Raw genomic sequence first — 25,929 nt, forward strand, 5'->3', positions numbered from 1 at the left:
CTGTTCTGAATAATTCTCTTTAGAATTTTCAGGGTTGTTGTCTATTGTTTAATTATCAAGGTTCTTTGTCTTTGCTGTTTGAAACAGCTTATTTAGATTATCATATTCATTGACGTTTGTCAAGAACTTTTTTAATCTTTTTTCGACCAGCTTTTCAGCTGTTCGACCGCTATCCTTTCGTCAAACATTCGTTTGTCTCAAGCGACAGCTTATTAAGAATATCATAATCAGTTGTGTTTGTCAACTGTTATTTTATTCTTTTTTTCAGGAGCAATTCCTGAAGATTTCTGATTACCATTCAGCATTACCTGCTGTTTTCCAATCAGTTAGCGCCGTCTTCTGCTTCGACTCTGTTACCTCACGGCCTTGTCTAACGCGACAGCTAGATTAATATACCACAAGGGGGTTTGAATTGTCAAGATTGTTTTTATATTTTCTGCAATTTAGATAATTCAGATAATTTACTTCTTTTTTCATATTTTCTTCTATATAAATTGCCCATCTCCATTTCTTGACACCGATCCTCTTTCCTTTTATGATTGTTCTTATATAAAATAAAAGGAGTTATTATTACATGTTTCACTTATTACTTTCCGTAATCTACTTGGCATTCATCAGCCTTGGTCTTCCGGACGCACTTTTAGGATCTGCATGGCCTTCTATGTATCCGGCCTTTCATGTACCTGTTTCTTATGCCGGAATCATTTCCATGATCATAGCAGCCGGTACAGTTATATCCAGTCTGCAAAGTGACAGACTTACCAAAAAACTTGGCACCGGTAAGATTACTGCCATCAGTGTAGCTACCACTGCTGTTGCTTTATTCGGATTCTCTGTCAGTCATTCTTTTATCGCATTGTGTCTGTGGGCAGTTCCTTACGGGTTGGGCGGTGGAAGTGTCGATGCAGCACTTAACAATTATGTTGCTCTTCATTACGAAAGCCGACATATGAGCTGGCTGCACTGTATGTGGGGTGTCGGTGCTTCTATCGGACCTTATATTATGGGATACGCCTTGTCTAATAAACAGGGATGGTCTATGGGATACCGTTATATTTCGATTTTCCAGATAGGACTTACTGCTATTTTGATCATCAGCCTTCCTCTTTGGAAACAATTTCATAAGAAAGAACATATCGGACAATCTGCTTCCGGCTCTGGCAATACTTTACCTGTCCTGACATTAAAGCAGATTTTTCAGATTCCAGGAGCCAGGGAAATTCTCTTTGCTTTCTTCTGTTACTCTGCAGTTGAGCAGACATCCTCTCTCTGGGCCAGCAGTTACCTCGTACTGCACCTTGGATATTCTTCCGAGAAAGCGGCCGGATTTGCCAGTCTCTTCTTTATTGGAATTACTGTGGGCAGAGGCATCAGCGGCTTCATTACGTTTAAATTAAATGATTCGCAGATGATCCATCTTGGTGAAGGTATTATACTGCTCGGTGTCCTTGCCATGCTTCTGCCACTCGGGAAAACAGTCGCTTTAGCCGGACTTATCCTCATCGGATTGGGATGTGCACCGATTTATCCATCCATTATCCACTCAACTCCCGCACATTTCGGAGCAGATAAGTCTCAGGCGATCATCGGAGTTCAGATGGCTTTCGCTTATATCGGCACCTGCCTGATGCCCCCACTTTTTGGTATCATTGCAAGATCCATAAGCATTACACTCTTTCCGGCTTATCTTGGACTCTTTTTATGCATTATGTTCTTCATGTATGAAACAGTTATCCGAAAAACACATACCGTATAATTTCCTCTCAACACAGAAAATCTGCTATTGCCAGCTTCTTCCGTACGCATGGCAATAAAAAAAGAACCGGCAGGGACACTAAAAAGCCACACAGCTTCATTCCCTCCGGTTCTAACCATACTTAAATATAATTCATCGCCTGATTCACACTATTGACCCCGATCACTTCTATTCCATCCACTTTTCCAATGGACTTCAATGCAACCGCTGGTACAATACAAGTCTTAAATCCAAGCTTTTTTGCTTCTGCAACTCTCTGCTCCGGCATGGTCACAGCCCTTACTTCCCCGCTCAATCCTACTTCCCCGAATACGATCGTATCTTCTGCGATCGGTTTATTCTTATAGCTGGAAGCAATGGCCATTACAATCCCAAGATCGGCCGCCGGTTCATTCATACGGATTCCACCGGCAATATTGACATAAGCATCATAATTGGATAACGGCAGACCCATCCTCTTTTCCAGAACTGCCATCAGCAGATTGACACGGTTATAATCCAGTCCCGCCGCAGTTCTTCTCGGCATTCCAAAATTACTCCGACAGATCAATGCCTGAATCTCCATCAGCATTGGTCTTGTACCTTCCATCGCACATGCCACCACAGATCCGGACGCATTCTCCGGCTTGCCGCTCAGCATGAATTCCGAAGGATTCTCCACTTCGCACAGTCCTTCTCTCCGCATCTCAAACACACCGATCTCATTTGTAGAACCAAAACGGTTCTTTACTCCACGTAAGATCCGGTATGATGCGTGTCTGTCACCCTCAAAATAAAGCACAGTATCCACCATATGCTCCAACACTCTCGGTCCCGCAACCGTTCCTTCCTTCGTCACATGTCCTACGATAAAAGTGGATATATTCAGTCCTTTTGCGAGCTGCATCAATACATTCGTGGATTCGCGCACCTGAGATACACTTCCCGGCGCAGACGATACCTCTTCGTTATACATCGTCTGAATCGAATCAATCACAACCACATCCGGTGTCTCTTTCTCAATCACACTTTGAATTGCTGCAAGATTCGTCTCACATAATAAAAAGAGGCTGTCTGCAAATTCTCCCATACGATTTGCACGCAGCTTGATCTGCTTCAGTGATTCCTCACCGGAAATGTAGAGCACCTTCTTCTGCTTGTCCGCCAGTTTCTGGCACACCTGAAGCAATAATGTGGACTTTCCGATTCCGGGATCCCCGCCTACTAATACGAGGGAACCTTGTACGATTCCCCCGCCTAATACTCTGTCTAATTCTTTTATTCCAGTTTTTGTTCGTTCTTCATCTGTCGTCGATACACTGGACAATGTCACAACCTGGCTCTTTGGCTTCGCCACGCTGCTTCCTCTGGATACACCACTTACCGGAGTACTCACCTTTTCCTCTACAAATGTATTCCATTCTTTACACATCGGGCACTGTCCGAGCCACTTGCTCTCCTCATGTCCACAATTCTGACAGAAATATATACTCTTCTTTGCTTTTGCCATTATTTTCTTACGACTTTGATCTCAATCTCTTTTCCAGCCTCTGCTTCTGCACTTACGCTGAGTTTTCCACTTAAGTTCGTTGTCATATCTCCGATATTCACATCATCCATGTATACAACGTATTCTGCATCTGCTTCCATTCCAAGTGTAAACTGAAAATCTGTCTCTCCACATACTTTAAACGAAACTACGTTCTCTGTTGCTTTGAAATTCTCTACTGCAGTTCCCGGTACGGATTCGTATACAAACATGCCGTTCTTTTCTAATTTTGTAATCTCTTTGAACGTCTTAACTTTGTAGATGTCCCCCTGAAAATCAAATCCGTCTAACTTAGTCTTGCTGTCTAATGTATAATCTCCAAAACTAAGTGTACCGTCTGTTTCAGCTCTTAAAAGCTCTTTCACTGCTGCCATTTTTTCGTCCTCCTAAGGTTCTTCTTTCGTTCATTCTATTATATAATAAAATATTTTTAATTTGTAGTCTTTGCCGTAAATTTAATTTCTTTTTTAGACATTCCGGCAACGACATCCATGTCTCTTCCGATTTCTCCGCTTAAGATTGCTTCAGCGAGTTTATCCTCTAACTGGTTCTGTACGGCACGTCGGAGTGGTCTTGCCCCGTACTTCTTATCCATGCCGGTCTCTACGATATGCTTCTTCACAGAATCACGGATTGTAAGATGGATTCCCAGCTGTTCTTTTGCGCGTTTAACCAGTTCTTTGCACATCAGACCGACAATCTTCTGCATCTGTTCTGTCGTTAGCGGATGGAACACAAGGATCTCATCAATACGGTTCAAAAATTCCGGACGGAAGATGAATTTGATCTCATTCATTACGTTATTCTTCATCCGTTTGTAATCTCCCGCCGCATCTTCTTTTGTATTGAATCCGAGTTTCTTCGGATCAATGATAGACTGCGCTCCTGCATTCGAAGTCATGATGATCACTGTATTGGAGAAATCTACTTTTCTTCCCTGTGAATCTGTGATATGCCCGTCATCTAACACCTGAAGAAGAATATTGAATACATCCGGATGTGCTTTTTCGATCTCGTCAAATAACACAACCGAATATGGATGTCTTCTCACCTGCTCACTGAGCTGGCCGCCGTCATCGTGTCCGACATATCCCGGAGGCGAACCGATCATCTTGGCCACACTGTGTTTCTCCATATATTCCGACATATCAACACGGATCATGGAATTCTCATCTCCAAAGAGTGCTTCCGCAAGTGCTTTGGAAAGTTCTGTCTTACCGACTCCGGTTGGTCCTAAGAACAGGAACGAACCGATCGGACGCTTCGGATCTTTCAAGCCGACTCTTCCACGCTTGATAGATTTGGCAACCGCTGTTACTGCTTCATCCTGACCAATCACACGCTTATGCAATGTCTGTTCCAGTTTATTTAACTTCGCACTTTCCGACTCTGCCAGACGGCTCACCGGAATTTTGGTCCACTGTGATACGACCTCTGCAATGTCTTCTTCTGTCACTTCCAGATGTTTTACATCATTTCTCTTATGGAAACGTTTCTTAATCTGTTCTAATTTTTCTTCTGCTTCATTCAGTTCTTTGTGAAGCATGGAGGCCTCTGTCATATTGCCACTCTTGATCGCATCTTCCAGTTCTTTCGCCAGTTCTGTCTGTGTCTTTTCCAGTTTGTATACATTTTCCGGTACTTTAAATCCACGCAGGCTCACTTTTGAGCACGCTTCATCCACCACATCAATTGCTTTATCCGGAAGGAAACGGTCATTGATATAACGGCTGGAGTAATTCACTGCTGCCTCCAGTGCTTCTTCCTGTATCTTTACTTTGTGATGTTTTTCATATCTGGAGCATAAGCCTTTTAAGATTTCAAGACACTGCTCTTTATCCGGCTCTTCCACCGTGATCGGCTGGAATCTTCTTTCCAGTGCTGCATCTTTTTCGATGTATTTGCGATACTCTACGATCGTCGTTGCACCGATCAGCTGCAGTTCTCCTCTTGCAAGGGACGGTTTCAGAATATTAGACGCATCCATTGCTCCTTCTGCGCCGCCTGCACCGATGATCGTATGGACTTCATCCAGGAACAAAATGATATTACCTGCTGCCTTTACCTCCTGGATCAGACGCTTCATACGCTCTTCAAACTCTCCACGGTATTTTGATCCCGCGATCATGCTCGCCAGATCCATCGTATAAATACGTTTTCCACGAATTCCTTCCGGCACGATACCTTCTGCAATCTGCGTTGCAAGTCCCTCGATCACTGCCGTCTTACCGACACCCGGCTCTCCGACCAGACACGGATTGTTCTTGGTCCGTCTGCTTAAGACCTGCATCAGACGTCCGATCTCCTCTTCTCTTCCAATAACAGGATCAAGCTTTCCTCCTTCCGCCTCTGCTGTCAGATCCGTACCATACTGATCCAGTACCCCGTTCTTTCTTCCTCCTTCCGGTCCGTATTCTTCCTGATAAGCCTTCGGGTCAATGCCAACAGTCTCAAATATTTCCTGATATATCTTCTGAAGATTGACTCCAAGTGTCGTTAAAATCTTTGTCGCTACACAGTCTATATCACGGATAAGTGCTATCAGCATATGCTCTGTTCCAATCTCTTCTGAATGGAATTGTTCCGCTTCTACTTTACTGTCTTCCAGAATGTATTCCAGTCTCGGACTGAATTCCGGTCTCTTTCTGCCCGTCATCTCTCCTGACGGAGATATCAGTTCAGACATTACTTTCTGTATATTCTCCTCATCTACTCCGTTCGCACCCAGAACCTGCGCCGCAACACCGGTGTATACTTTTCTGAGTCCCAGAAGCAGATGCTCTGTTCCCACATAAGGATGTGCCATCTCTTTCGTACTTTTTTCTGCGATCTTCAGCACTTCCTTCGCTTGTCTTGTATAATCCATGCCTGTCTGTTCCTTTCTGTCTATCTTCTATATTCGTCAAATATCTCATCTACCAATGCATGCACATCTTCTCTGCTGATATTCTTGCAGCATCCCTTTGCAAGTAATATCGCAAGCTTTTCCCGGAGTTTTAGCATGGCCTGTGCCTTATCCGCATCAATGGCGACCACTGCTCCCCTTCTTCTGTCCAGCTGAATAAATCCTTCCTGCCTCAGGATCGAATATGCTTTGTTCACTGTGTGCATATTGATTCCTACTGTATCTGCCAGCTGTCTGACGGACGGCAGGGTATCTCCCTCACGGATTGCGTCTGTTGCGATCCCCATGATGATCTGATTCTGCAACTGTACATAGATTGCTTCATTGCTGTTAAAATCAATTTCTATCAACATCTTATCACCTGTTACCTGTCATTTTCTTTTGTTATAGAGATACTATAACACAACTAAAAAGAGCTTACAACCTAAATCGTAAGCTCTTTCTTTCATTCTTTTTGCATTAAATTCCACTGCAATTCACAGTTTCCATATTTTTTGCTGTTTACGCCTCGTCAATTGCTTTTCCAATATCATGACGCATATATTTATTATCGAATTTCACCCATTCCGTAGCCGTATATGCATTGGCTCTTGCTTCTTTCAAGTCTTTTCCCTTTGCTGTCACGCCAAGTACACGTCCGCCATTGGTCACGATCTGGTCTCCGTCGAACTTCGTTCCTGCATGGAAGCAGTAATAGCCTTCATGTTTCCCAAATTCATCCAGTCCGCTGATTGGAAGTCCTTTGTCATATTTCACCGGATATCCGTCACTTGCCAGAACGACACATACTGCCGCATTGTCTTCAAACTGCAGGTCGATCTGATCCAGAGTACCGTCTATACAAGCTTCTACTACATCAATGATATCATTCTTCATTCTAGGAAGAACAACCTGTGCCTCTGGATCTCCGAATCTGGCATTGTATTCCAGAACCTTTGGTCCGTCTGCTGTCAACATCAGTCCGAAGAAAATAACACCTTTGAAAGGTCTTCCTTCTGCTTTCATAGCATCTACTGTAGGCTGATATACATATTTCTTACAGAACTCGTCTACTTCCTCTGTATAGAACGGGCTTGGGGAAAATGTTCCCATTCCGCCTGTATTCAGACCGGTATCTCCGTCTCCTGCGCGCTTGTGATCCTGTGCGGAAGTCATGGTCTTAATCGTATTACCATCTACAAATGATAATACAGATACTTCCCTTCCTGTCATGAATTCTTCAATAACCATCTCATTACCGGCTGTACCGAATTTCTTATCCAGCATGATCGTCTTCACGCCTTCTTCTGCCTCTTCCAGATCCTTACAGATCAGCACACCTTTTCCAAGTGCCAGACCGTCTGCTTTTAATACGATCGGGAATTTGGCTTCTGTCTTCAGATATTCGATTGCCTTGGCAGGATCTGTGAAATTCTCATACGCTGCAGTCGGAATGTTGTATTTCTTCATAAGATCCTTGGAAAATGCTTTTGATCCCTCAAGGATGGCTGCATTCTTTCTAGGTCCGAAGGTGCGGATGCCTGCTGCTTCCAGTTCGTCTACCAAACCGCCAACCAGTGGATCATCCATTCCTACGATTACGAGATCAATCTCTTTTTCTTTTGCAAATGCTACGATCTTGTCAAATTCCATGGCTCCGATCGGTGCGCATTCTGCAAATTCCGCAATTCCCGCATTGCCCGGAGTGCAGTAAATCTTGTCTACCTTATCGCTTTTTGCAACGCTGTATGCGATTGCATGTTCTCTTCCGCCACTTCCAACGATTAATACTTTCATCTTATTACACTGCTCCTTTATCCTCTATGACTCGATCGTCACATGATGTCCTTCTACTTTTACTTTGCCGTTTGCAATCAGATCAATGGCTCTTGGCAAGATCTTCCACTCTGCCTGCTCCATCACACGTCTCTGCAGAACTTCCGGAGTGTCTCCCTGTTCTACTTCAACTGCTTTCTGTAAAATGATCGGGCCTGTATCGGTCCCTTCATCCACAAAATGCACTGTGGCTCCTACCACTTTCACGCCGCGTTCCAGTGCTTTTTCATGCACCTTCAGCCCATAGAACCCGGTTCCGCAGAATGCCGGAATCAGGGATGGATGGATATTGATCATACGGTTTCTGTATTTTGCGATCATTTCTGCAGGAATCACTACAAGGAATCCGGCCAGTACGATCAAATCCGGCTGCAGAGCATCTACAGCCTTCATAAATTCCTGATTGAAAATCTCACGGCTTTCATAATCTTTTGGAGAAATGCACTGATTCGGAATGCCGTGTTTCTCGGCACGCTCCAGTGCATATGCATTTTTATTATTACTGATCACACCGGCAATCTTCGTGTTCGTGATCACGCCGGAATCTACCGCATCTATGATTGCCTGCAGATTCGTTCCGCCGCCGGATACCAGAACTACGACATTTAGCATAATGTCACTCCTTTTTCTCCGTCTTCGATATGACCGATCACATACGGAGTATCACCTGTCGCTTTGATTGCTTCCATTGTCTTATCCACATCAGCAGGATCAACGGCAACGATCATACCGATACCCATGTTATAAGTATTGTACATTGCATACTCGTCAACGTTACCCTCTTTTGCAAGCTTTGTGAAAATTGGAGGAATCGGGTAGCTGTCTTTTTCTACAACAGCCCTTACTCCGTCTTTTAACATTCTCGGAATGTTCTCATAGAATCCGCCGCCTGTGATATGGCTGCAGGCTTTCACTTTCACGCCTGCGTTCTTTACGCTCTTTAATGCTTTGACATAGATTCTTGTCGGCGCAAGCAGTGCCTCTCCAAGTGTCGTTCCAAGGTCATCATAATATGTATCTAGGGATTCTTTTGTCATCTCGAATACTTTACGTACCAGAGAAAATCCGTTGCTGTGGACACCTGTAGATGCCATACCGACCAGTACATCTCCAGCTTTTAAGTCTTCTCCTGTGATCATGTCCTTCTTGTCGCACACACCAACTGCGAATCCTGCAAGGTCGTATTCGTCTTCCGGCATAAGTCCAGGGTGTTCTGCCGTCTCACCACCGATCAGTGCTGCTTCTGACTGGAGACAACCTTCTGCCACACCTTTTACGATCGATGCGATCTTCTCCGGATAGTTCTTGCCACATGCAATGTAATCTAAGAAGAATAATGGCTCTCCACCTGCACATGCGATATCATTTACACACATAGCTACTGCATCAATTCCGATGGTATCATGCTTATCCATGATCATGGCAAGTTTTACCTTTGTTCCGCATCCGTCTGTTCCGGATAACAGTACCGGCTCTTCCATCTCTTTGATCTTCGCAAGAGAGAATGCTCCTGAGAATCCGCCGAGTCCGCCCAGAACTTCCGGACGCATGGTCTTCTTTACATGCTCTTTCATAAGTTCTACTGACTTGTAACCTGCTTCAATATCCACACCAGCTTTTTTGTAATCCATAACCCGATCTCCTTTGTACTCGTTGTTTATTTTGTACTCTTATATCTATTATTTTGATGCCAGATATGCCTCATATCCGATAGAATCAAGCTTTGCTGCTTTGGCTTTGACTGCCTCTTTCTGCTCTGCTGTATAAGCTTTTAATTTATTCAGAAGTTCTTCATCTGAAGCTGCAAGAATCTTTGCTGCAAGAATTGCTGCATTCTTTGCTCCGTCGATCGCAACGGTTGCAACCGGAACCCCCGGCGGCATCTGCATGATTGAGAACACTGCATCCATTCCATCCAGATTCTTTCCTGAAAGAGGTACACCAATAACCGGAAGGGCAAATAATGCTGCACACATTCCCGGAAGGGCTGCTGCCATTCCTGCACCGGCGATCATAACCTTGATTCCACGGTCTTCTGCTCCTCTGGTCCATTCAATCAGTTCATCTGGTTCACGATGTGCTGAGATGATCGTCATCTCATACTCGATTTCTAACTCTTCCAGCATTACTGCAGCCTTACTCATAACCTTAAGATCTGAGTCACTGCCCATAATAATTCCTACTTTTGGCATAATTTTCATCCTTTCTTATAAGTTTGACAAATAAATCATACCCTATTTATTAGAATTTTTCAATGGTTCATTTAAAATCTCTGTGCCAGGAAGTACAAATTTTCCATTTTCCAGTAATGTGATCTCTTTTTTATCCTTTGTAATAACTGTAATACTGCCCAGTTCTTCATACGGGATCGTAATATCTGTATGGCAATGGAAATATGCTTTTGACACATCTTCTTTTCTGCGGATCGATACCGAATTGTCTCTGGCAATGATCTCTTTTCCGTTCGGGTTATAGACTTTGATATCCTCACACCAGCTGTAACAGGTATCTCCCACTGCAAAATGTGGTCCCATTTTCTCCGCGATCAGGATCGGCATCTTATCTTCGATTTCGTACTTCTTCGCAGTTACATATGCGGTTGTATTCGTTCCGATTGCAAACTCACCGAGCGGCAGTGTCGGATGCTTGTACAGCACGTTATCATGAATATATGCTTTATTCTCCAGTTCACGTTCAAAATTCGCACAGTTGTATTCTGATACCATACCGTTCGAGAATGTGATTTCCAGATCACGGTACTGCAGTTCATTCAGATAGACTTTGCTAACATGCAGGACTCCGTTCGTTCCTTCCAGTACCGGTGAGGTAAATACTTCCCCGACCGGAATATTTACGTCTGCCACGCAGTTCTCAAAAATTGTCTCTTTTTTCGGATCATTCAGTGGATGAAGCTGTACATTCAGGTCCGTACGGTTGCCATTTGTCCCGAGAATGTGTACGTATTCTCCCTGATCCAGGGCATCGATCAACGTCTGCTGTACTTTCTCATATAATTTGGCATCCAGCGTATTGATACGTATGATCTCGTCGAAGATTTCTTCGTACTTCTCTCCGATCTCCGGTACCGGATAGGCAATGATCGTAAAGCTTCTTTCTTCTCCCTTGATATACTGGTTCACCATCTGGCTCTGGCGGCTGTCATACTGAAGGATCATCTCTTCCTGACTCTTTGAAAGCTTTGCGACTGTCTCTTTTGCTTCCGGTTCAAACGGCTCTTCTCCGAACATATCGATGCATGCCGGTCCTGCGAATCCGGCGGCTTCTTTCTTATGATGCTCGTAAGTCGTTTGCATCACTTCCAGTTTACGCTCCAGATATTTCTTATCCATGAAGAGTGCCTGGTCATCTTTGTGATCATATTCATACTGCTTGTTCGCCACTGCTCCATAATATCCGATCTTAATATGCTGTCTCTTTGTCAGCACACTGACTGCCGCACGGTAGATGACCGGTTTTAAGCCCATTTTTTCGAAATTCTCGATTGCTTTTTTCACCACGCGCTCGAATCCAAGAATGTAACGGATGTTTACCACTGATTTCTTCGAAAGATCTTTTCCCGTATTCACGAATCCGATGCGGTATCCTTCTGTATAGACATCTGCCATCTTCCGGATCGTCTCTTCCGGAAGACTGTTCAGATGCTCTGCCGTCTTCCATTCATTTTCACTGATGTACTCTCCAAACTGATACAGATATCTGAGATCTGTAAGATCACTGTTCATGATCAGATCTGTTGCAAATGACTCCTCCGGCAAAACCTGCTCCCGGATGCGGTCCGCAAGGAATACATCACAGTAATCACTGGCATACCAGTAGAACGTATCCCGGACAGCCTTCGGATCCGGTTCTTCTTCGAACTGGTTGTATACCTCGATCAACAATTCATACAGGATTGCCAGATATTCTGTCTTTCCTTCAAAAACATAAACGACTGCCCCACGAAGTTCCGCATATAACATTCCCAGAATCTGTCCCGATTCTTTTCCTAGCATCTTACACGCATAATCCGGATTCGCATAACTTTTCTCATACTGCCCCGGCAAAACATCCTGATACAGCCGTCTGTTCCATTTTCTTAATTCATCTAATTCAAGCTTCTGGTATCTGCCATCCAGAAGTTCTGTTCTCAGTTCGTCCAGCATAAGCACGAACTCTGCCATCTTCTTAAAATAGTCTTTGTAAGGCTCCCCAACCGTATCTTCTGTCTGCATCAGACGGATACGGTCAAGTGCCAGCTCATATCTTTCTTCTATCATCTACATAAGCCCCCTGACAAATAATGCAACCATAGCAACAAGGAATACCGCATTTACTGTGATTCCCACCTTGCAGGTCGTATAGATCTTTTCGCGTTCTCTGAATCCCTTGATGCCAAGCCAGATTCCGATCACTGCCATCGCACAGGTTCCGAGTCCGAAAAATCCCATTAATATATTTACATTTCCTTTATTCATAAACGAAAAGAGGATCATGACGATCACCAGGAAGGCAATCACTACTGCATAAGTACAGGAATAGACACCCCTTTTGGAGTGTCTGACTGCTTTCTGTCCATATTTCGTTTTAATCATTTTTTTACGCTTTTTCTTGCGTGCTTTCGCTGCCGCTTTGATTCTGTCATCTTCTGTTCTTAGTTTTTTTCCCAGCATGTCTTCTCCTTATTGCCGCACATATTACAAATAGTATATATCCACAGATTCCTCCGATCGTATTCAGTAACAGGTCATCTACATCAAAGCTTCCGACTTTTGTGATAAACTGGAACACTTCCACACAAAGGCTCAGTCCAAAACTGTAAAATGCTGTACCGAAAAAGCTTCTTTGCCTGCTTCCCATCGGAAGGAAAAATCCAAATGGAACAAATATGAGTACATTTCCAAATAAATTAGTGAACATTGCAAAGAATCCCACCTGCTCACGGTACTGCCAGAATCTTTTGATTTCTTTAAACAATACCAGATTGTAGTGATATTCCCGCATCTCCCCCGTACGTCCATACCAGTCAGAGAACAGAAGGAAATATATAATAAATATTACATATAATATAAATAATATCTTTCCCAGTATCCGGATTCTTTTTCGCTTCTTTGAATCCAATGTCCTACAACCTCCCGTATCTCTTCGGTATTAAAAAAGTATTCCTTTTTTCTCTTTCAGTAAACGGGCACCGCTGATAATAGAGATCACACCTGCTGCGATTCCTACTACTGTAACAACAATACCCACTGCAATTCCTGCAGCACCGGCTAATCCCATTGCTTTATATGCTTTTTCATTCATACTCGTGTTCTCCCCCGTTCCTATTTTGCTCCGTACTGTTCATAATATGCGTCGATTGCTGCTTTTAATGTATCATCGATCACAACTTTTCCATTGCATTCTTTGTTATACAGGCATTCTACAACTTCTTCCATCGTTACGATTGCTGCTGTATCGAATCCGTACAGATCTTTGATCTCATCTAACGCACACTTCTCGCCGCCTTTTCCGACTTCCATACGGTTCAGAGATACCATCAGACCTACGATTGTTACATCTGCTGCGCCTTTTACTTTCGGAACAGTCTCTTCCATGGATTTACCTGATGTTGTCACATCTTCGATCATGATCACACGATCTCCATCTTTTAATTTGCTTCCAAGAAAGCTTCCCTTATCTGCACCGTGGTCTTTCTCTTCTTTACGATCAGAACAGTAACGTACTTCTTTTCCATACAGATCACTGTAAGCGATCGCTGTTACAACTCCAAGCGGAATTCCCTTATAGGCCGGTCCGAATAATACATCAAAGTCATCTCCGTATGTATCATGGATTGCTTTTGCATAATACTGACCTAACTTCTTAAGCTGTGATCCTGTTACGTAGGCTCCGGCATTCATAAAAAACGGGGATTTTCTTCCACTCTTTAATGTAAATTCTCCAAATTTGAGCACGTCGCTCTCTACCATAAATTCAATAAACTCCTGCTTATAACTTTCCATTTTGATTACCTCCATATATTTCAGACGCTGTGTGTCTTATTATTGCATCATAATTCCATTTAATTTTATCATAAGAAAATCACTTTTTCAATTCACGCATACAGAAAAACTGTCACTGCCGGTATTTCTTATATACCAAAGTATGCAAGAGAAGTTGCCAGTGGCAACTTCTCTGTACTTTCGCTTTACATGATCTTCGTCTCTTCCAGTTTTTCTGCAAATGCCTCATTCATCTGGATCACCGGTTTACGAAGGAGCAATCCAAGGATCAGGGACAGGATCAAAAAGATTCCAAGCTTTCCAAGTTCTGTCCAGTAGATCATACCATACATACCGCCAATTGTCTCCCTAAGCGCCACCATGCTGTGAACGAATGGCAGTAACGGATATACGGCTTTGAAGAAGGCCGGTGCGACTTCAATTGGGAAGGTTCCTCCGGAACCTGCCACTTGCATAACCAGAAGTACAACGCTGACCGCTTTTCCGATATCTCCGAATGATACTGTCAGTGTATAGATGATATTCACATATACAATGCTCGAGAACCATCCTGCCAGCATGAAGAGGAACGGATGCTTACACTGAATTCCCAGGTATAACAGATCCCCCAGACAGATCAGGGTACTCTGCAGGAGACCTACGATCAGGAAGAGGAGATATCGTCCCAGGTATTCCTGATGCGGTTTTACTTTCTTAAGACCTTCGGTGCATTTTGACGAAACGCCTGTCTTTAACATGGCAACCAGCACAATTCCACCGATCCAGATCGACAGTGTGGAATAGAACGGTGCCATCGAAGAACCATAATTTTCAATCTTATAGGCCTGATTTGTCTTCAGGCTTACCGGTGCTGCCAGGAACTCTCCGATCACATTAGAATCCCCGGAGATCAGTTCTTCTAATTGTGAGAAATCACCGCTTTGCTGCATTTCTCCGATTTTTCCTGTCGTATTGCTGATTTTTTCTGCTGCTGTATTGAGCAGATTGCAAGAATGATTCAGCGCTGTGTTAATCTGCGTCAGATCAGCCGACGCTGAAGTTGACAAATCATATACCCCGTCTACACCTTCATCCAGGCGATCCATCAAAAGGTTCAGATTACTGCTTGTGTCTCCCATCGAATCTCCCAGTTCATCCAGACTGCTCTTTACATTCTTCTCAAAGTCTGTCTTGATTCCGGCAAGGCTGTCTGCACTTGATTTCACCAGTTTATCTAATTCTGCTTTATCCGTTACTGCTGTATCTGCCGCTCCCTGAAGCGAAGATGCTGTGGACTTAAGCTTATCCCGAAGCTCTGTCTGTGTCGCAATCGTCTCTCCCAGTTTTCCGGAAATACTTCCCTTTAATGCATTCAACTGCGCATTATTTCCAACGTTTATTTCATCTATTGCCGATTTCAGCGAAGTATAGGAATCAATCACTTTCTGAACTCTGGATGCCAGGGTATTCAATGTTCCCGCCACATCGTCCGCGCTCTGAGAGTTTGATGAAAATGCTGAATCAATAATTTCCGACATCTGATCATAGAATTCTTTTCCGGAATTAATTGCCGCATTTACTCCGTCTGTCGCACCGCTGACTGTCTCATCAATTCCACTGAACGATTTTTTCACCTTTTTCAGTGAATCTGTCGTGTTCTTGGAATGCTCCTGTGTTTCCTTCAGGAAACTTCCTGTTGTATCCAGAAGCTGCTGTGCAGAAGTTGTCATTCCCGAAAAAGAGCTTAATGTAGACGATGCCGCACTCAAATCCGAGCCGATCTGATTTAAATTATCCGCAAGATTTTGTGCGATTGCTGCCACTCCGTCCTGATCCGCTACATTCGTAACTGCCTTAAACGCAGTGATCACAGTATCGCTGATCGTCTCTACAAATACCTCATTAACCTGTCTCTGGATCGCACTTGCTCCTTTATCCGTTACTTTTGGTGCGATTGCATTTTCCTTGGCATTCGAATAGTATGTGATACTTGGTTTCTGGATATTTTCAGAAAAAATACTCATCATATTTGAGCTGAAGTCCTTCGGTATCACAATTGCTGCATAATATTTTCCGGACTTTACACCGTCTATGGCTTTTTTTCTTCCGGTAAAAACCCAGTCAAGCTGCGAATTGCTTCGAAGCGATGTCAGTACCTGATCTCCCATATTGATCTGTAACGGAATCAGGCTTCCCTCATATCCTTCATCAACACTTGCAACTGCAACCTTCAGATTACCGGTATTGCCATACGGATCCCAGCTTGCTGCTATATTGAACCACGCATAAAGGCAGGGTACAACTGTAATTCCCATGATAACAATCATTGCGATTACATTATTTTTAATACGCTTTATATCTCTTCGGAAGATTTCCCATATATTTTTCATTCGCCTCTTTCCTCCTTTATCTCATGGATCAGATCTTCTGTTGTCATACCTGTCATAGCAAGCTGTCTTTGCATCTTGTCATGCAGATATTCTACAACGATCAGATATACTGCAAGTCCGATCAGCGATACGATCCACAATATCAGGAAGACCAGTTTTGACTCCAGACTGAACATCAGTATCAGGAAAACCAGTGGTATGATGATCATTCCAAGGAATCCCCATCGGATCATCTTTGGATAACGTTTTTCGAATTTTTCGGATTTCACAAGAAATTCTTGTTTCCATTCATCATCTTCCATAAGTGTCTTCATCATCATTGTCAGTTCCGGACGTTTCCGTTCGGCCGACTCCGTCTCCCCAAGCATTAACTCTGTCTCAGACAGACGTTTATCGAACAAGTGATTCAGGTTCATAAACAACGGACGTAATACCAGACCGATGAAAAGAGAGATTGGGAAAAATATCGCAAGAATCCCCAGATACTTCCAGATATTTGCTCCATACATTCCTGCAATACATTCACGCATGGCACTGATTCCATATGTGAATGGAAGAAGCGGATGCAGTCTCTGGAAAAATGCCGGTGTCATCTCGATCGGATACGTTCCTGCCGATCCAGGAATCTGCAGGATAACAAGTACAACTCCCAGTGCCTTTCCAATGTGTTTAAAGGTCAATGCCAGTGCGTAGATCAGATTAACATAAACAAACGAACAGAATACACCCACACATACAAACGCTACCGGATGTACACACTGTACTTTCAATAATAAAATATCACCGACACATACGATCAGTCCCTGTACAAGACCTACTGCAACAAATAACAGCCTTCTTCCAAAGTAGGCCTGTCCGGCTGTAAACTTCCGTACCTTTTCATCTTTATCAACTTCCTGTTTCAGAATTGATACCAGAATCAGTCCTCCTACCCAAAGTGCAAGATTTGTGTAAAATGGTGTCATTCCCGAGCCATAATTTTCTACATCATATAACACATTTGATTTGATGCTCACCGGAGAGGACATAAAATCTGCAATTGAATCCGCATCAAGTCCTTCCAGTGAAGTCAGTTTCTGATACATCTCTGAACTCTGTAATGCATTTAAATCCGTCTGAACAGATGCCAGTGCCTCATCAACCTGTGTTAACACATCTCCTGTCTGTCCCAATGCAGACGCACTGCTTTTCAGGCTGTCATTTAACTGATTTAAAATCGTCTTTAATTGTTCTACTGTCGGCTCAACTCCGGTTAAAGCCGCAGAAAGATTTCCGCTCAGTGAAGCCAGACTGTCCAGTGACTGATTCAGCTGTGGCAGAATCTTCTGATCCAGATTGGTACGGTAATTTTGCAGACTGTCTTTACTTTCTTTCGCAAGTTTTTCCAGTGAAGTACGTGTATTCTTTGCTGTTGTCACTGCGTTTTGAATCCCTTGATTCCCTGTTTTCAGTGAAGATACCAGCTCCTGTAACGATGCATTCTGGTTCTCCAATTCTGTAATTTTCTGTCCGATCACAGCAGATATCTGTTGTCCCAGTTCTGTATGCCCCTGAATCTTATCATTCAATTCTTTCAGCTGTTCCAGAAGTTCCTGATTTTTATCCAGCAGAGACGAAGCCGTTGAAAGGCTGCTGTCTACTGCTGTCAGTGCCTGTCCGGCTTTCGTCTCAAACACGCCCAGTTTTGCCGATGCCGAGACATACGTGTCATTTAAAAGTGTCTCTCCGTTCGATAACCCATTGGAGAATTCTGTTGAAAACTGTCCAACCGCTGTTCTGGTATCTGCAAGCACATTTCCACTGTCTTCGATTGCTTTGGCTCCTGACTCTGCAGTAACCGTAACCTGATCCAGCATACTTACCGCACTCGCCATGATCTCATCTGACTTATCCACTGTCTTCTGGAAGTTTTCCAATACCTCATTATATTCGTCCAGATTCTTTCTGGTATCTGCGATAGCTTTGATCAGACTTGAATTTTCTTCACTTACTTTTCCGGATAATTCTCCGGCCTCTTTACTCAATAATTCAGAAATGCTCTCTGCAGCTACGGATGTGAATGTATCATTGATTTCCTGCTGAATCGTGCTCGCACCTGTATCCGTGATCTTTGGTGCTATTGCATTTTTCTTTTCATTAATATAATAATCCAGCTTCGGCTGTTTGATATCTCCTGATAAAATACTCAGAAGTGATTCACTGAAATTATCCGGTATCACGATCGCTGCGTAATATTTTCCGGATCTCACTCCCTTTTTCGCTTCTTTTGCATCTACAAACTTCCAGCCAAGCTGGTCATTTTTCTTCAGATTGTCTACAATATTTTGTCCTGCGTCCAGTGACATCTGCTCACTGTCGGCACCTTTATCCTCATTGGCAATCGCAACCTGGATTCCCTTGGTATTTCCATACGGATCCATATTGGCAGCGATGTTGAACCATGCATAAAGAGACGGCAGCACACTGATTCCAACCAGGATCAGTACTGCTGCACGGTTACGGAACAACCGGCCAAGATCTCTTTTGAAAATCTGAAATGATTTCTTCATCCACCAATCCTCCTTTGTTATTGTCATATAGACATTAGTATAACAAAAACACTTCTGAAAATCTACCCAAAAACTGACGAACGGTCATATTTTTATTGTGCTATTTGCACTTCTGAGATGAAGCGCAAAAATGCATCAGTACAGGTCAATTCCCTATATTGATGCATTTTTATCATTTATTTATTTTACAATGCCAACCATATCTTTCACGGATTCAAATCCATTTTTCTTCATATATGCTTCGATTCCGTCAATAATCTCGATCGTTGCATTCGGATTATAGAAATTCGCAGTTCCTACAGATACTGCAGACGCTCCCGCAAGGATCATCTCAATGGCATCTTCCGGTGTCGCAATACCGCCCATTCCAATAATCGGAATGTTCACTGCCTGTGCCGTCTGATATACCATACGGACTGCAATCGGATGTACAACTGGTCCCGACACACCGCCGGTCTTATTTGCTACCGCAAATGTTCTGCGGTTGATATCAATCTTCATACCCGTCAGTGTATTGATCAATGACAGGGCATCTGCTCCGCCGGCTTCTGCTGCCTTCGCAATCTCCGTAATATCCGTAACATTTGGCGTCAGTTTCATGATGATCGGCTGCTTTGCAATCTTTTTGATCTGAGCCGTCAGCTCCTCTACATGCTTTGCATCCTGCCCAAACGCCAGAAAGCCTGCATTAACATTCGGGCACGAAATATTGATCTCCATCATATCAATCGGCTCATCAGCCAGTCTTTCCACCACTGCCAGATATTCTTCCGGTGCATGACCACAGACATTGACGATGATCTTCGTATCATATTTCTTCAGAAATGGAATATCTCTTTTGCAGAACAGATCGATTCCCGGATTCTGGAGTCCGATCGCATTCATCATTCCTCCGTAAACTTCAGCTACACGTGGTGTCGGATTACCCGGCCACGGGACATTTGCCACGCCCTTGGTCGTTACCGCTCCAAGACGGTTCAGATCCACAAACTCACTGAATTCTTCTCCCGAACCAAATGTACCGGAAGCCACTGTAACCGGATTCTTCCATTCTACGCCGGCAATATTTACTTTCATGTCCATTATAAATCCACCTCCGTAGATAAGAATACTGGTCCGTCTTTACAGATTCTCTTATTGTTCACATTACTGTGTGCATCTTTTTCTTTTGTCTTGCAGACACATGCCAGACAGGCTCCGATACCGCATGCCATTCTCTCTTCCAGGGAAATATAGCATTCTATTTTCTTCTCTTCTGCATAGGCCTTGATCGCACGCAGCATTGGTGTAGGTCCGCATGCAAATATAATATCGGCATCCAGACTCTGCTCACGGATAGCATCCATGACATTTCCTTTTGTTCCCACGCTTCCATCCTCTGTGGAAATATATAAGGTTCCGTTCTGTTCAAACTCCTCTTTCAGGAACGTATGCGCATCTCTATAGCCGACAACAATCTGCTTTTCTTCACACTGCATCTGCTTTGCAAGTTCCAGAATCGGCGGAACACCAATCCCGCCGCCCATCAGGAATACTTTCTTTTCTTCTGCCTTTTCATATGGAAATCCATTTCCCAAAGGTCCGATCACTGGTACAAAATCTCCGGCCTTTAATTCTGAAAACTGTTTTGTTCCGGTCTTTTCTCCTGTCACACGATATACCAGTCTTAATCTTTTTGCTTCTTTATCAATTTCACAGATACTGATCGGGCGTGGAAGTAATTTGCTTGCATCTGTCGTGTATACAGACACAAACTGTCCCGGTCTGGCAGTCAGCGCTGTTTCTGTCTCAATCCACAGACTATAGATTCCATCTGCCAGCATCTCCTGTGACAGAACTTTCGCCTGTTCTTTTTTTCTCTCCATCTTCCTTTATCTCCTGTCAAGATTACTCTGTCTTACTTTTTTCGTTATCAGTCTTTTTTTCGTCTGTTCAGACATTATCTGTTCTCAAGTGCTCCCTTGATGTCTGCGATCATCGTCTCAACTGCTGCTCTGGATGCATCACCAAAATTCTCAGCTCCAAATTTTGCATACTGCTCCTGCTTATATGCCGCAATGATTCCTCTGGAAGAGTTTACGATTGCTCCAAGGCCATCTTCATTGAAGAAATGTACCAGGTCTTTTCCTTTTCCTCCCTGTGCACCGTAACCAGGAACCAGAATGTAAGCTTTTGGCATCACTTTTCTTAATACTTTTCCCATCTCCGGATAAGTTGCTCCGACTACTGCTCCGACATAGCTGTACTCATCGCCCATGACTTCAGATCCCCATGCGGCAACTTTTTCTCCAACCAGTTCATATAACGGACGGCCGTTGATCTTCTGATCCTGGAATTCACCGCTTGACGGATTTGATGTCTTAACAAGTACGAAGATTCCCTTCTTTTCTTCTTTACATACGTCCAGGAATGGATTCACTCCGTCTGAACCAAGGTATGGATTCACTGTTACAAAGTCTTCATCAAATGGTGCGTATGTCTTGCTGCCTACTTTCACCTTACCAATATGACCCACAGCATAAGCTGCTGATGTAGAACCAATGTCTCCTCTTTTAATATCACCGATGACAACCAGTCCTTTTTCCTTACAGTAATCTACCGTTTTCTTGAATGCTGCAAGTCCCGGAAGACCAAACTGTTCATACATTGCGATCTGTGGTTTTACAGCCGGAATCAGATCATAAGTCTTGTCCACGATTTCTTTATTGAACTGCCAGATTGCTTCTGCTGCTCCTTCCAGTGTCTCACCATATTCTGCGAACGCTTTTTTCTGTACCTGCTCCGGAATATAGTTCAACATCGGATCTAATCCTACTACAATCGGTGCTCCTGTCTTCTTTATATTGGCTACTAACTGATTAATCAATGTTTTTTCCTCCTACCTTATATACATAATCTAAATTTCATATTGTTTATATTTTACCATAAGGCATAATAAAAGGGAATGCCAAACTGCATTCCCTTCAAAACTCTTATTTTGCTGTGTCACCATCCACAAACGATTACTTCATCTGTGCTTTTACTTCCTCCACAGCTTTATCAAGCTGATTGTCTGCATCCGGATTTTCTTCATTATTTTCGTATTCGACCTTTACATCCGGTGTAATTCCTTTTCCGTTGATGCTTCTTCCCTTTGGAGTGAAATATTCTGCAATCGTAAGTTTTACGGCTGTTCCGTCATCCAGATCAAAAATCTGCTGTACGACACCCTTTCCATATGTCTGGGTTCCGACAATCTTACCGATTCCGTAATCCTGGATTGCCCCGGAGTAAATCTCTGATGCACTGGCACTGTTGCCATTTACCAGAACTGCCAGCGGTTTTGTAAACTGATGTTCTTCGTCAGATTTCATCTCTGTCTTTTTGCCATTTTTATCTTCCGTATACACGATCAGGCCCTTTGGCAGCATCAGATCCAGCATATCACATACTGTACTGAGCGAACCTCCAGGATTATTACGCAGATCCACAACCAGCCCTGTCATTCCCTGTTTTTCAAGATCATCCAATGCTTCTTTGTACTGATCATACGTCACAGTATCAAATTCAGACACTCTGATGTAACCAATCTTATCATCCATCATCTTATACTCAATTGTCTGTGCCTGTACGGTATCTCTTGTTGCAGTCACAGTTACTTCTTTGGCATCTTCACCTCTTAATACGGTGAGTTCTACCGTTGTTCCTTTTTCACCCTTTACCTTACTTACAACTTTAGAGAGATCTTTTCCTGTGACTTCTTTTCCTTCAACCTTATAAAGGATATCATTCGCCTTAAGTCCTGCTTTCTCAGCCGGAGAATCCTTATATATCTGGACCAGAGTGATCACTCCTGTCTCTGTATTCTGAGACATCACAGCACCGATTCCGGAATATTCACCACCAGTTGATTCGTATAATTCTTTTGTTTCTTTTTTGTTATAATATACCGAATACGGATCATTCAGGCCATTGATATAACCTTTATAGACCCCATCTTCCAGATTCTTTTCTTTTACATCCCCCATATAATGCTTCTCGATCAGGTTCTGCAGTTCTGATATCTTATCTTCTGTTTTTGATGTGATATCACTGTTTCCATTATTCACTTTTAATCCACAGGACACGAGTCCTGCCACTAATAACATAGCAAGGGCGCCACAAAGCGCCCCTTTCAAAAAACTTTTTCTGTTTTTCATTTATCTTGCCTCATACTATGATCTGTTCGTTTCTTACAGATAGTTTGCCGGATTTACCGGTGTTCCATTCAACATTACCTGAAAATGCAGATGTGGTCCGGTTGAATTTCCTGTAGTTCCAACCGCTGCAACATTCTGACCTCTGCTGACTTTCTGTCCCGCACTCACATAAATCGCATTGCAATGCATATAATATGTAAGCAATCCGTTTCCATGACTGATTACTAACAGGTTTCCCGCATTTCCGGCATATCCGGCTGAAATAACTGTTCCTGCCGCAGCCGCATAGATTGGCGTTCCTGTTGCTGCTGCAAAGTCAATCCCTTTATGATTCGTACTTGCACCTGCAATCGGCTGTGTTCTGTAACCAAATCCACTCGAAATATATCCACCCGGACAAGGATGTGTAAATGTTCCATTTCCCGACACCACCGATGCCCCGGCGGAACCGGCCGAAGACCCCGATGAGCTTGTATTCTTTTTGGCTGCTGCCTGAGCCTTCTTCGCAGCTGCCGCTGCCGCTGCTGCTTCTTTCTGTTTACGTTCGGCTTCGGCAGCTGCCGCTTCCAGCTGTGCAAGCTTATTCTTTGTATCTCCCAGTTCGCTGGTCAAACTCTGAATCTCACTTTGCTTATTCTTTATCAGTTCATTTACGCTGTCCTGCTTTGTGATCAGATCATCCTGCATCGTCTGCAGTTCTTTATATTCTTTCTTGAGTTCTGCTTCCTGATTCTCGACATTGGTTACAACCTTCTGAAATTCTACCAGCATGTTTCTGTCGTATCCTGATATTCTGCTGATATATTCAGCATTATTCAACAATTCTCCAATTGACTTTGAAGAGCAAAGGATTTCTACAAATCCTGTATTTCCATTTTCATACATATAACGGATTCTCTTCTTCATACTTTCATACTGTTCATTCTCATCCGCTTTTGCAAGAATCAATTCTTCTTCTTTATTTGTGATTTCATCTTCTTTTGCAGAAATCTTTTTCTTAGTTTCTTCCATCTCACCCGTCAGCTTTTTCAGCTGATCTGCCAGAGATGTTTTCTCATTTTCAGCAGCTTTCTTCTTGCTTTCCAGTTCTTCTGCTTTTTTCTTTGTATCATCAATTTCTGTTGCATATGTCTGCACAAACATTCCGCTTACAAGCGTAAGCACCAGCAGAAGGCTTATCATCTTCTTTCTTTTTATCATATGACGCTCCTTTCCGAGCCAGAACTTTTATACCTTCAGATGTTTGCGGATTGTAAAGAAACTTCCCACAAAACCGATTCCAACACCCAAAGCAATTCCGATTGGAAGTAATGTTCTGTAAACAGTTGCTACCGGAAGGAAATCTACAATATTATTCAGAAGGCTGAATTTTGTCATAATGTATGTAATTGCCTTATCATACATAAAATAAAGCAATACGAGCGGGATTACAGCTCCGACAGCTCCGATGATCAGACCCTCTATTACAAACGGCGCACGGACAAATCCGTCTTTTGCTCCGATATATTTCATAATTGCAATTTCTTCACGTCTTACCGTAATACCCATAGTGACCGTATTACTGATCAGGAAAATTGACACTGCCAGAAGAATTGCAATAATTGCTACCGATACATATCCCACCAACTTGTTCACACTGGTAAGAGTCTTGGCTACTACGTCTGATTTATTAACTTTACGCACCCCATCCAGCGACTTTGCATAAGACACTACATCTTTCTGCTTTGATACGTCTGAAAGATATACTTCGTAGTTATCTGAATTGGCAAGCGGGTTATCACTCTTAAATCCTTCTGCCAGATCACTTGATTCTCCAAAATACTGATCTTTAAACTTATTCCATGCTGCATCCGCACTTACATAATTTACTTTCAGTACTCCATCTTCTTTCTTCAGCTGGGCACCAATTGTATCTTTTTGTTCTTTTGTAGTATCTTCATTAAAAAATACTGTAATAGCAACACCTTCTTCTGCTTTTTCTACAATATAACTAAAGTTAACTACAATGGAATAGAACAATCCGAACAGGAAAATGCATGCCGCCATCGTTGCGATCGAAGCAACGGAAAACATCTTATTTCTGCGGATGTTCTTAACCCCTTGTTTCATCGAATATCCTATTGTACTAATTCTCATGCTTATACCCACCTTTTTTCTCGTCGCTTACGATGACACCCTTTTTCATCGTAACAACTCGCTTCTGCATTTCATTTACGATCTCCTGGTTATGCGTAACGACAAGAACTGTAGTTCCTCTGTCATTCGCTTCTTCCAATAACTTCATGATTTCCCATGAGTTTGTCGGATCCAGGTTACCCGTAGGCTCATCTGCCAGAAGAATAGCAGGTTCATTCACGATCGCTCTTGCAATCGCAACCCTCTGCTGTTCACCACCGGATAATTCCTTCGGAAATGCTTTGTATTTCTGGGCAAGCCCTACCAGTGACAGTGCCGCCGGTACTTTTTTCTTGATAATTCTTGTAGGTGTCTCTGTAACTCTCTGCGCAAACGCAATATTTTCATAAATATTTCTGTCTTTCAACAAACGGAAATCCTGAAATACAACGCCGATATTTCTTCTGTACATCGCAACTTTGCGATGTTTCATACGGCTTAAATTATTGCCATTTACAATAATCGTTCCCGAAGTAGGTTCCAGTTCTTTCATGATAAGCTTGATCAAAGTAGACTTACCAGAGCCGCTGTCTCCTACAATAAACACAAATTCACCCTGTTCAATCTTCAGATTGATTCCATTCAGGGCTGCAACCCCTTTTGAGTACTCTTTCGTTACTTCTCTTAGTTCAATCATATGTTCCTCCTGATT

Annotated in this window: 23 protein-coding genes; 1 reads left to right on the top strand and 22 read right to left on the bottom strand. The window is 43.0% G+C overall.

Features of this window, described 5'->3' with window-relative positions; all coding sequences use genetic code 11:
- Positions 1 to 574: 574 nt before the first annotated feature.
- Complete coding sequence (locus NQ508_RS09540) at positions 575 to 1,756, top strand: MFS transporter (protein ID WP_006427987.1); 1,182 nt, start codon at positions 575 to 577, stop codon at positions 1,754 to 1,756.
- Between the two features lie 121 nt (positions 1,757 to 1,877).
- On the opposite strand, the gene radA is transcribed toward NQ508_RS09540, so the two are convergent.
- From radA to ftsE, 22 genes are all read right to left on the bottom strand, one after another.
- Complete coding sequence (gene radA / locus NQ508_RS09545) at positions 1,878 to 3,245, bottom strand: DNA repair protein RadA (protein ID WP_006427988.1); 1,368 nt, start codon at positions 3,243 to 3,245, stop codon at positions 1,878 to 1,880.
- Positions 3,245 to 3,658: a hypothetical protein gene (locus NQ508_RS09550; protein ID WP_006427989.1), complete on the bottom strand. Its 414-nt coding sequence runs from the start codon at positions 3,656 to 3,658 to the stop codon at positions 3,245 to 3,247. The genes radA and NQ508_RS09550 overlap by 1 nt, the downstream gene beginning before the upstream one ends.
- Before the next feature lie 56 nt (positions 3,659 to 3,714).
- Positions 3,715 to 6,150 carry an ATP-dependent Clp protease ATP-binding subunit gene (locus tag NQ508_RS09555; protein WP_006427990.1) on the bottom strand — a complete coding sequence of 812 codons (2,436 nt, stop codon included), beginning with the start codon at positions 6,148 to 6,150 and terminating at the stop codon, positions 3,715 to 3,717.
- Positions 6,151 to 6,170: 20 nt separating this feature from the next.
- Entirely contained in the window at positions 6,171 to 6,542 is a 372-nt protein-coding gene (locus NQ508_RS09560) for a GntR family transcriptional regulator (protein WP_006427991.1), read from the bottom strand.
- A gap of 148 nt (positions 6,543 to 6,690) precedes the next feature.
- Positions 6,691 to 7,965 (bottom strand): phosphoribosylamine--glycine ligase, encoded by a 1,275-nt coding sequence (gene purD, locus NQ508_RS09565; RefSeq protein ID WP_006427992.1) that lies wholly within the window; start codon positions 7,963 to 7,965, stop codon positions 6,691 to 6,693.
- A gap of 24 nt (positions 7,966 to 7,989) precedes the next feature.
- Entirely contained in the window at positions 7,990 to 8,616 is a 627-nt protein-coding gene (purN, locus tag NQ508_RS09570) for a phosphoribosylglycinamide formyltransferase (RefSeq protein WP_006427993.1), read from the bottom strand.
- Positions 8,610 to 9,635, bottom strand: coding sequence for a phosphoribosylformylglycinamidine cyclo-ligase (gene purM, locus NQ508_RS09575; RefSeq protein ID WP_006427994.1), 1,026 nt, complete (start codon positions 9,633 to 9,635; stop codon positions 8,610 to 8,612). Before purM ends, purN begins: the two co-directional genes overlap by 7 nt.
- Before the next feature lie 48 nt (positions 9,636 to 9,683).
- On the bottom strand, positions 9,684 to 10,196 hold the full coding sequence (gene purE / locus NQ508_RS09580; RefSeq protein WP_044920249.1) for a 5-(carboxyamino)imidazole ribonucleotide mutase: 513 nt from the start codon (positions 10,194 to 10,196) through the stop codon (positions 9,684 to 9,686).
- 42 nt (positions 10,197 to 10,238) lie between these two features.
- Complete coding sequence (locus tag NQ508_RS09585; protein WP_006427996.1) at positions 10,239 to 12,281, bottom strand: aminopeptidase; 2,043 nt, start codon at positions 12,279 to 12,281, stop codon at positions 10,239 to 10,241.
- Complete coding sequence (locus NQ508_RS09590; protein WP_006427997.1) at positions 12,282 to 12,674, bottom strand: DUF6142 family protein; 393 nt, start codon at positions 12,672 to 12,674, stop codon at positions 12,282 to 12,284.
- Positions 12,643 to 13,122 (bottom strand): VanZ family protein, encoded by a 480-nt coding sequence (locus NQ508_RS09595; protein ID WP_022416275.1) that lies wholly within the window; start codon positions 13,120 to 13,122, stop codon positions 12,643 to 12,645. Before NQ508_RS09595 ends, NQ508_RS09590 begins: the two co-directional genes overlap by 32 nt.
- A gap of 30 nt (positions 13,123 to 13,152) precedes the next feature.
- Entirely contained in the window at positions 13,153 to 13,305 is a 153-nt protein-coding gene (locus tag NQ508_RS09600; protein ID WP_006427999.1) for a hypothetical protein, read from the bottom strand.
- A gap of 20 nt (positions 13,306 to 13,325) precedes the next feature.
- A complete protein-coding gene (gene pyrE / locus NQ508_RS09605; protein ID WP_044920250.1) occupies positions 13,326 to 14,006 on the bottom strand; it encodes an orotate phosphoribosyltransferase in 681 nt (226 codons plus the stop codon).
- A gap of 185 nt (positions 14,007 to 14,191) precedes the next feature.
- Entirely contained in the window at positions 14,192 to 16,375 is a 2,184-nt protein-coding gene (locus NQ508_RS09610; RefSeq protein ID WP_006428001.1) for a YhgE/Pip family protein, read from the bottom strand.
- On the bottom strand, positions 16,372 to 18,924 hold the full coding sequence (locus NQ508_RS09615; protein WP_044920252.1) for a YhgE/Pip domain-containing protein: 2,553 nt from the start codon (positions 18,922 to 18,924) through the stop codon (positions 16,372 to 16,374). Before NQ508_RS09615 ends, NQ508_RS09610 begins: the two co-directional genes overlap by 4 nt.
- A 180-nt stretch (positions 18,925 to 19,104) precedes the next feature.
- Positions 19,105 to 20,007 (bottom strand): dihydroorotate dehydrogenase, encoded by a 903-nt coding sequence (locus NQ508_RS09620; RefSeq protein ID WP_006428003.1) that lies wholly within the window; start codon positions 20,005 to 20,007, stop codon positions 19,105 to 19,107.
- Positions 20,007 to 20,789, bottom strand: coding sequence for a dihydroorotate dehydrogenase electron transfer subunit (locus tag NQ508_RS09625; protein WP_006428004.1), 783 nt, complete (start codon positions 20,787 to 20,789; stop codon positions 20,007 to 20,009). Before NQ508_RS09625 ends, NQ508_RS09620 begins: the two co-directional genes overlap by 1 nt.
- A gap of 74 nt (positions 20,790 to 20,863) precedes the next feature.
- Positions 20,864 to 21,790 (bottom strand): orotidine-5'-phosphate decarboxylase, encoded by a 927-nt coding sequence (gene pyrF, locus NQ508_RS09630; RefSeq protein ID WP_044920254.1) that lies wholly within the window; start codon positions 21,788 to 21,790, stop codon positions 20,864 to 20,866.
- Positions 21,791 to 21,926: 136 nt separating this feature from the next.
- The gene (locus NQ508_RS09635; RefSeq protein ID WP_006428006.1) at positions 21,927 to 23,102 is read right to left on the bottom strand and encodes a S41 family peptidase; all 1,176 of its coding nucleotides are present in this window, start codon (positions 23,100 to 23,102) and stop codon (positions 21,927 to 21,929) included.
- A 33-nt stretch (positions 23,103 to 23,135) separates the two neighbouring features.
- Positions 23,136 to 24,302, bottom strand: a complete 1,167-nt coding sequence (locus NQ508_RS09640) for a murein hydrolase activator EnvC family protein (protein ID WP_006428007.1) — start codon at positions 24,300 to 24,302, stop codon at positions 23,136 to 23,138.
- 27 nt (positions 24,303 to 24,329) lie between these two features.
- Positions 24,330 to 25,238 (bottom strand): permease-like cell division protein FtsX, encoded by a 909-nt coding sequence (gene ftsX / locus NQ508_RS09645; RefSeq protein ID WP_006428008.1) that lies wholly within the window; start codon positions 25,236 to 25,238, stop codon positions 24,330 to 24,332.
- Complete coding sequence (gene ftsE / locus NQ508_RS09650; protein WP_006428009.1) at positions 25,228 to 25,914, bottom strand: cell division ATP-binding protein FtsE; 687 nt, start codon at positions 25,912 to 25,914, stop codon at positions 25,228 to 25,230. Before ftsE ends, ftsX begins: the two co-directional genes overlap by 11 nt.
- Between the last annotated feature and the right edge of the window lie 15 nt (positions 25,915 to 25,929).

Origin of the sequence: Dorea longicatena (assembly GCF_025150085.1) — a bacterium.
In the GTDB taxonomy this organism is placed as follows: Bacteria; Bacillota; Clostridia; order Lachnospirales; family Lachnospiraceae; genus Dorea_A; species Dorea_A longicatena.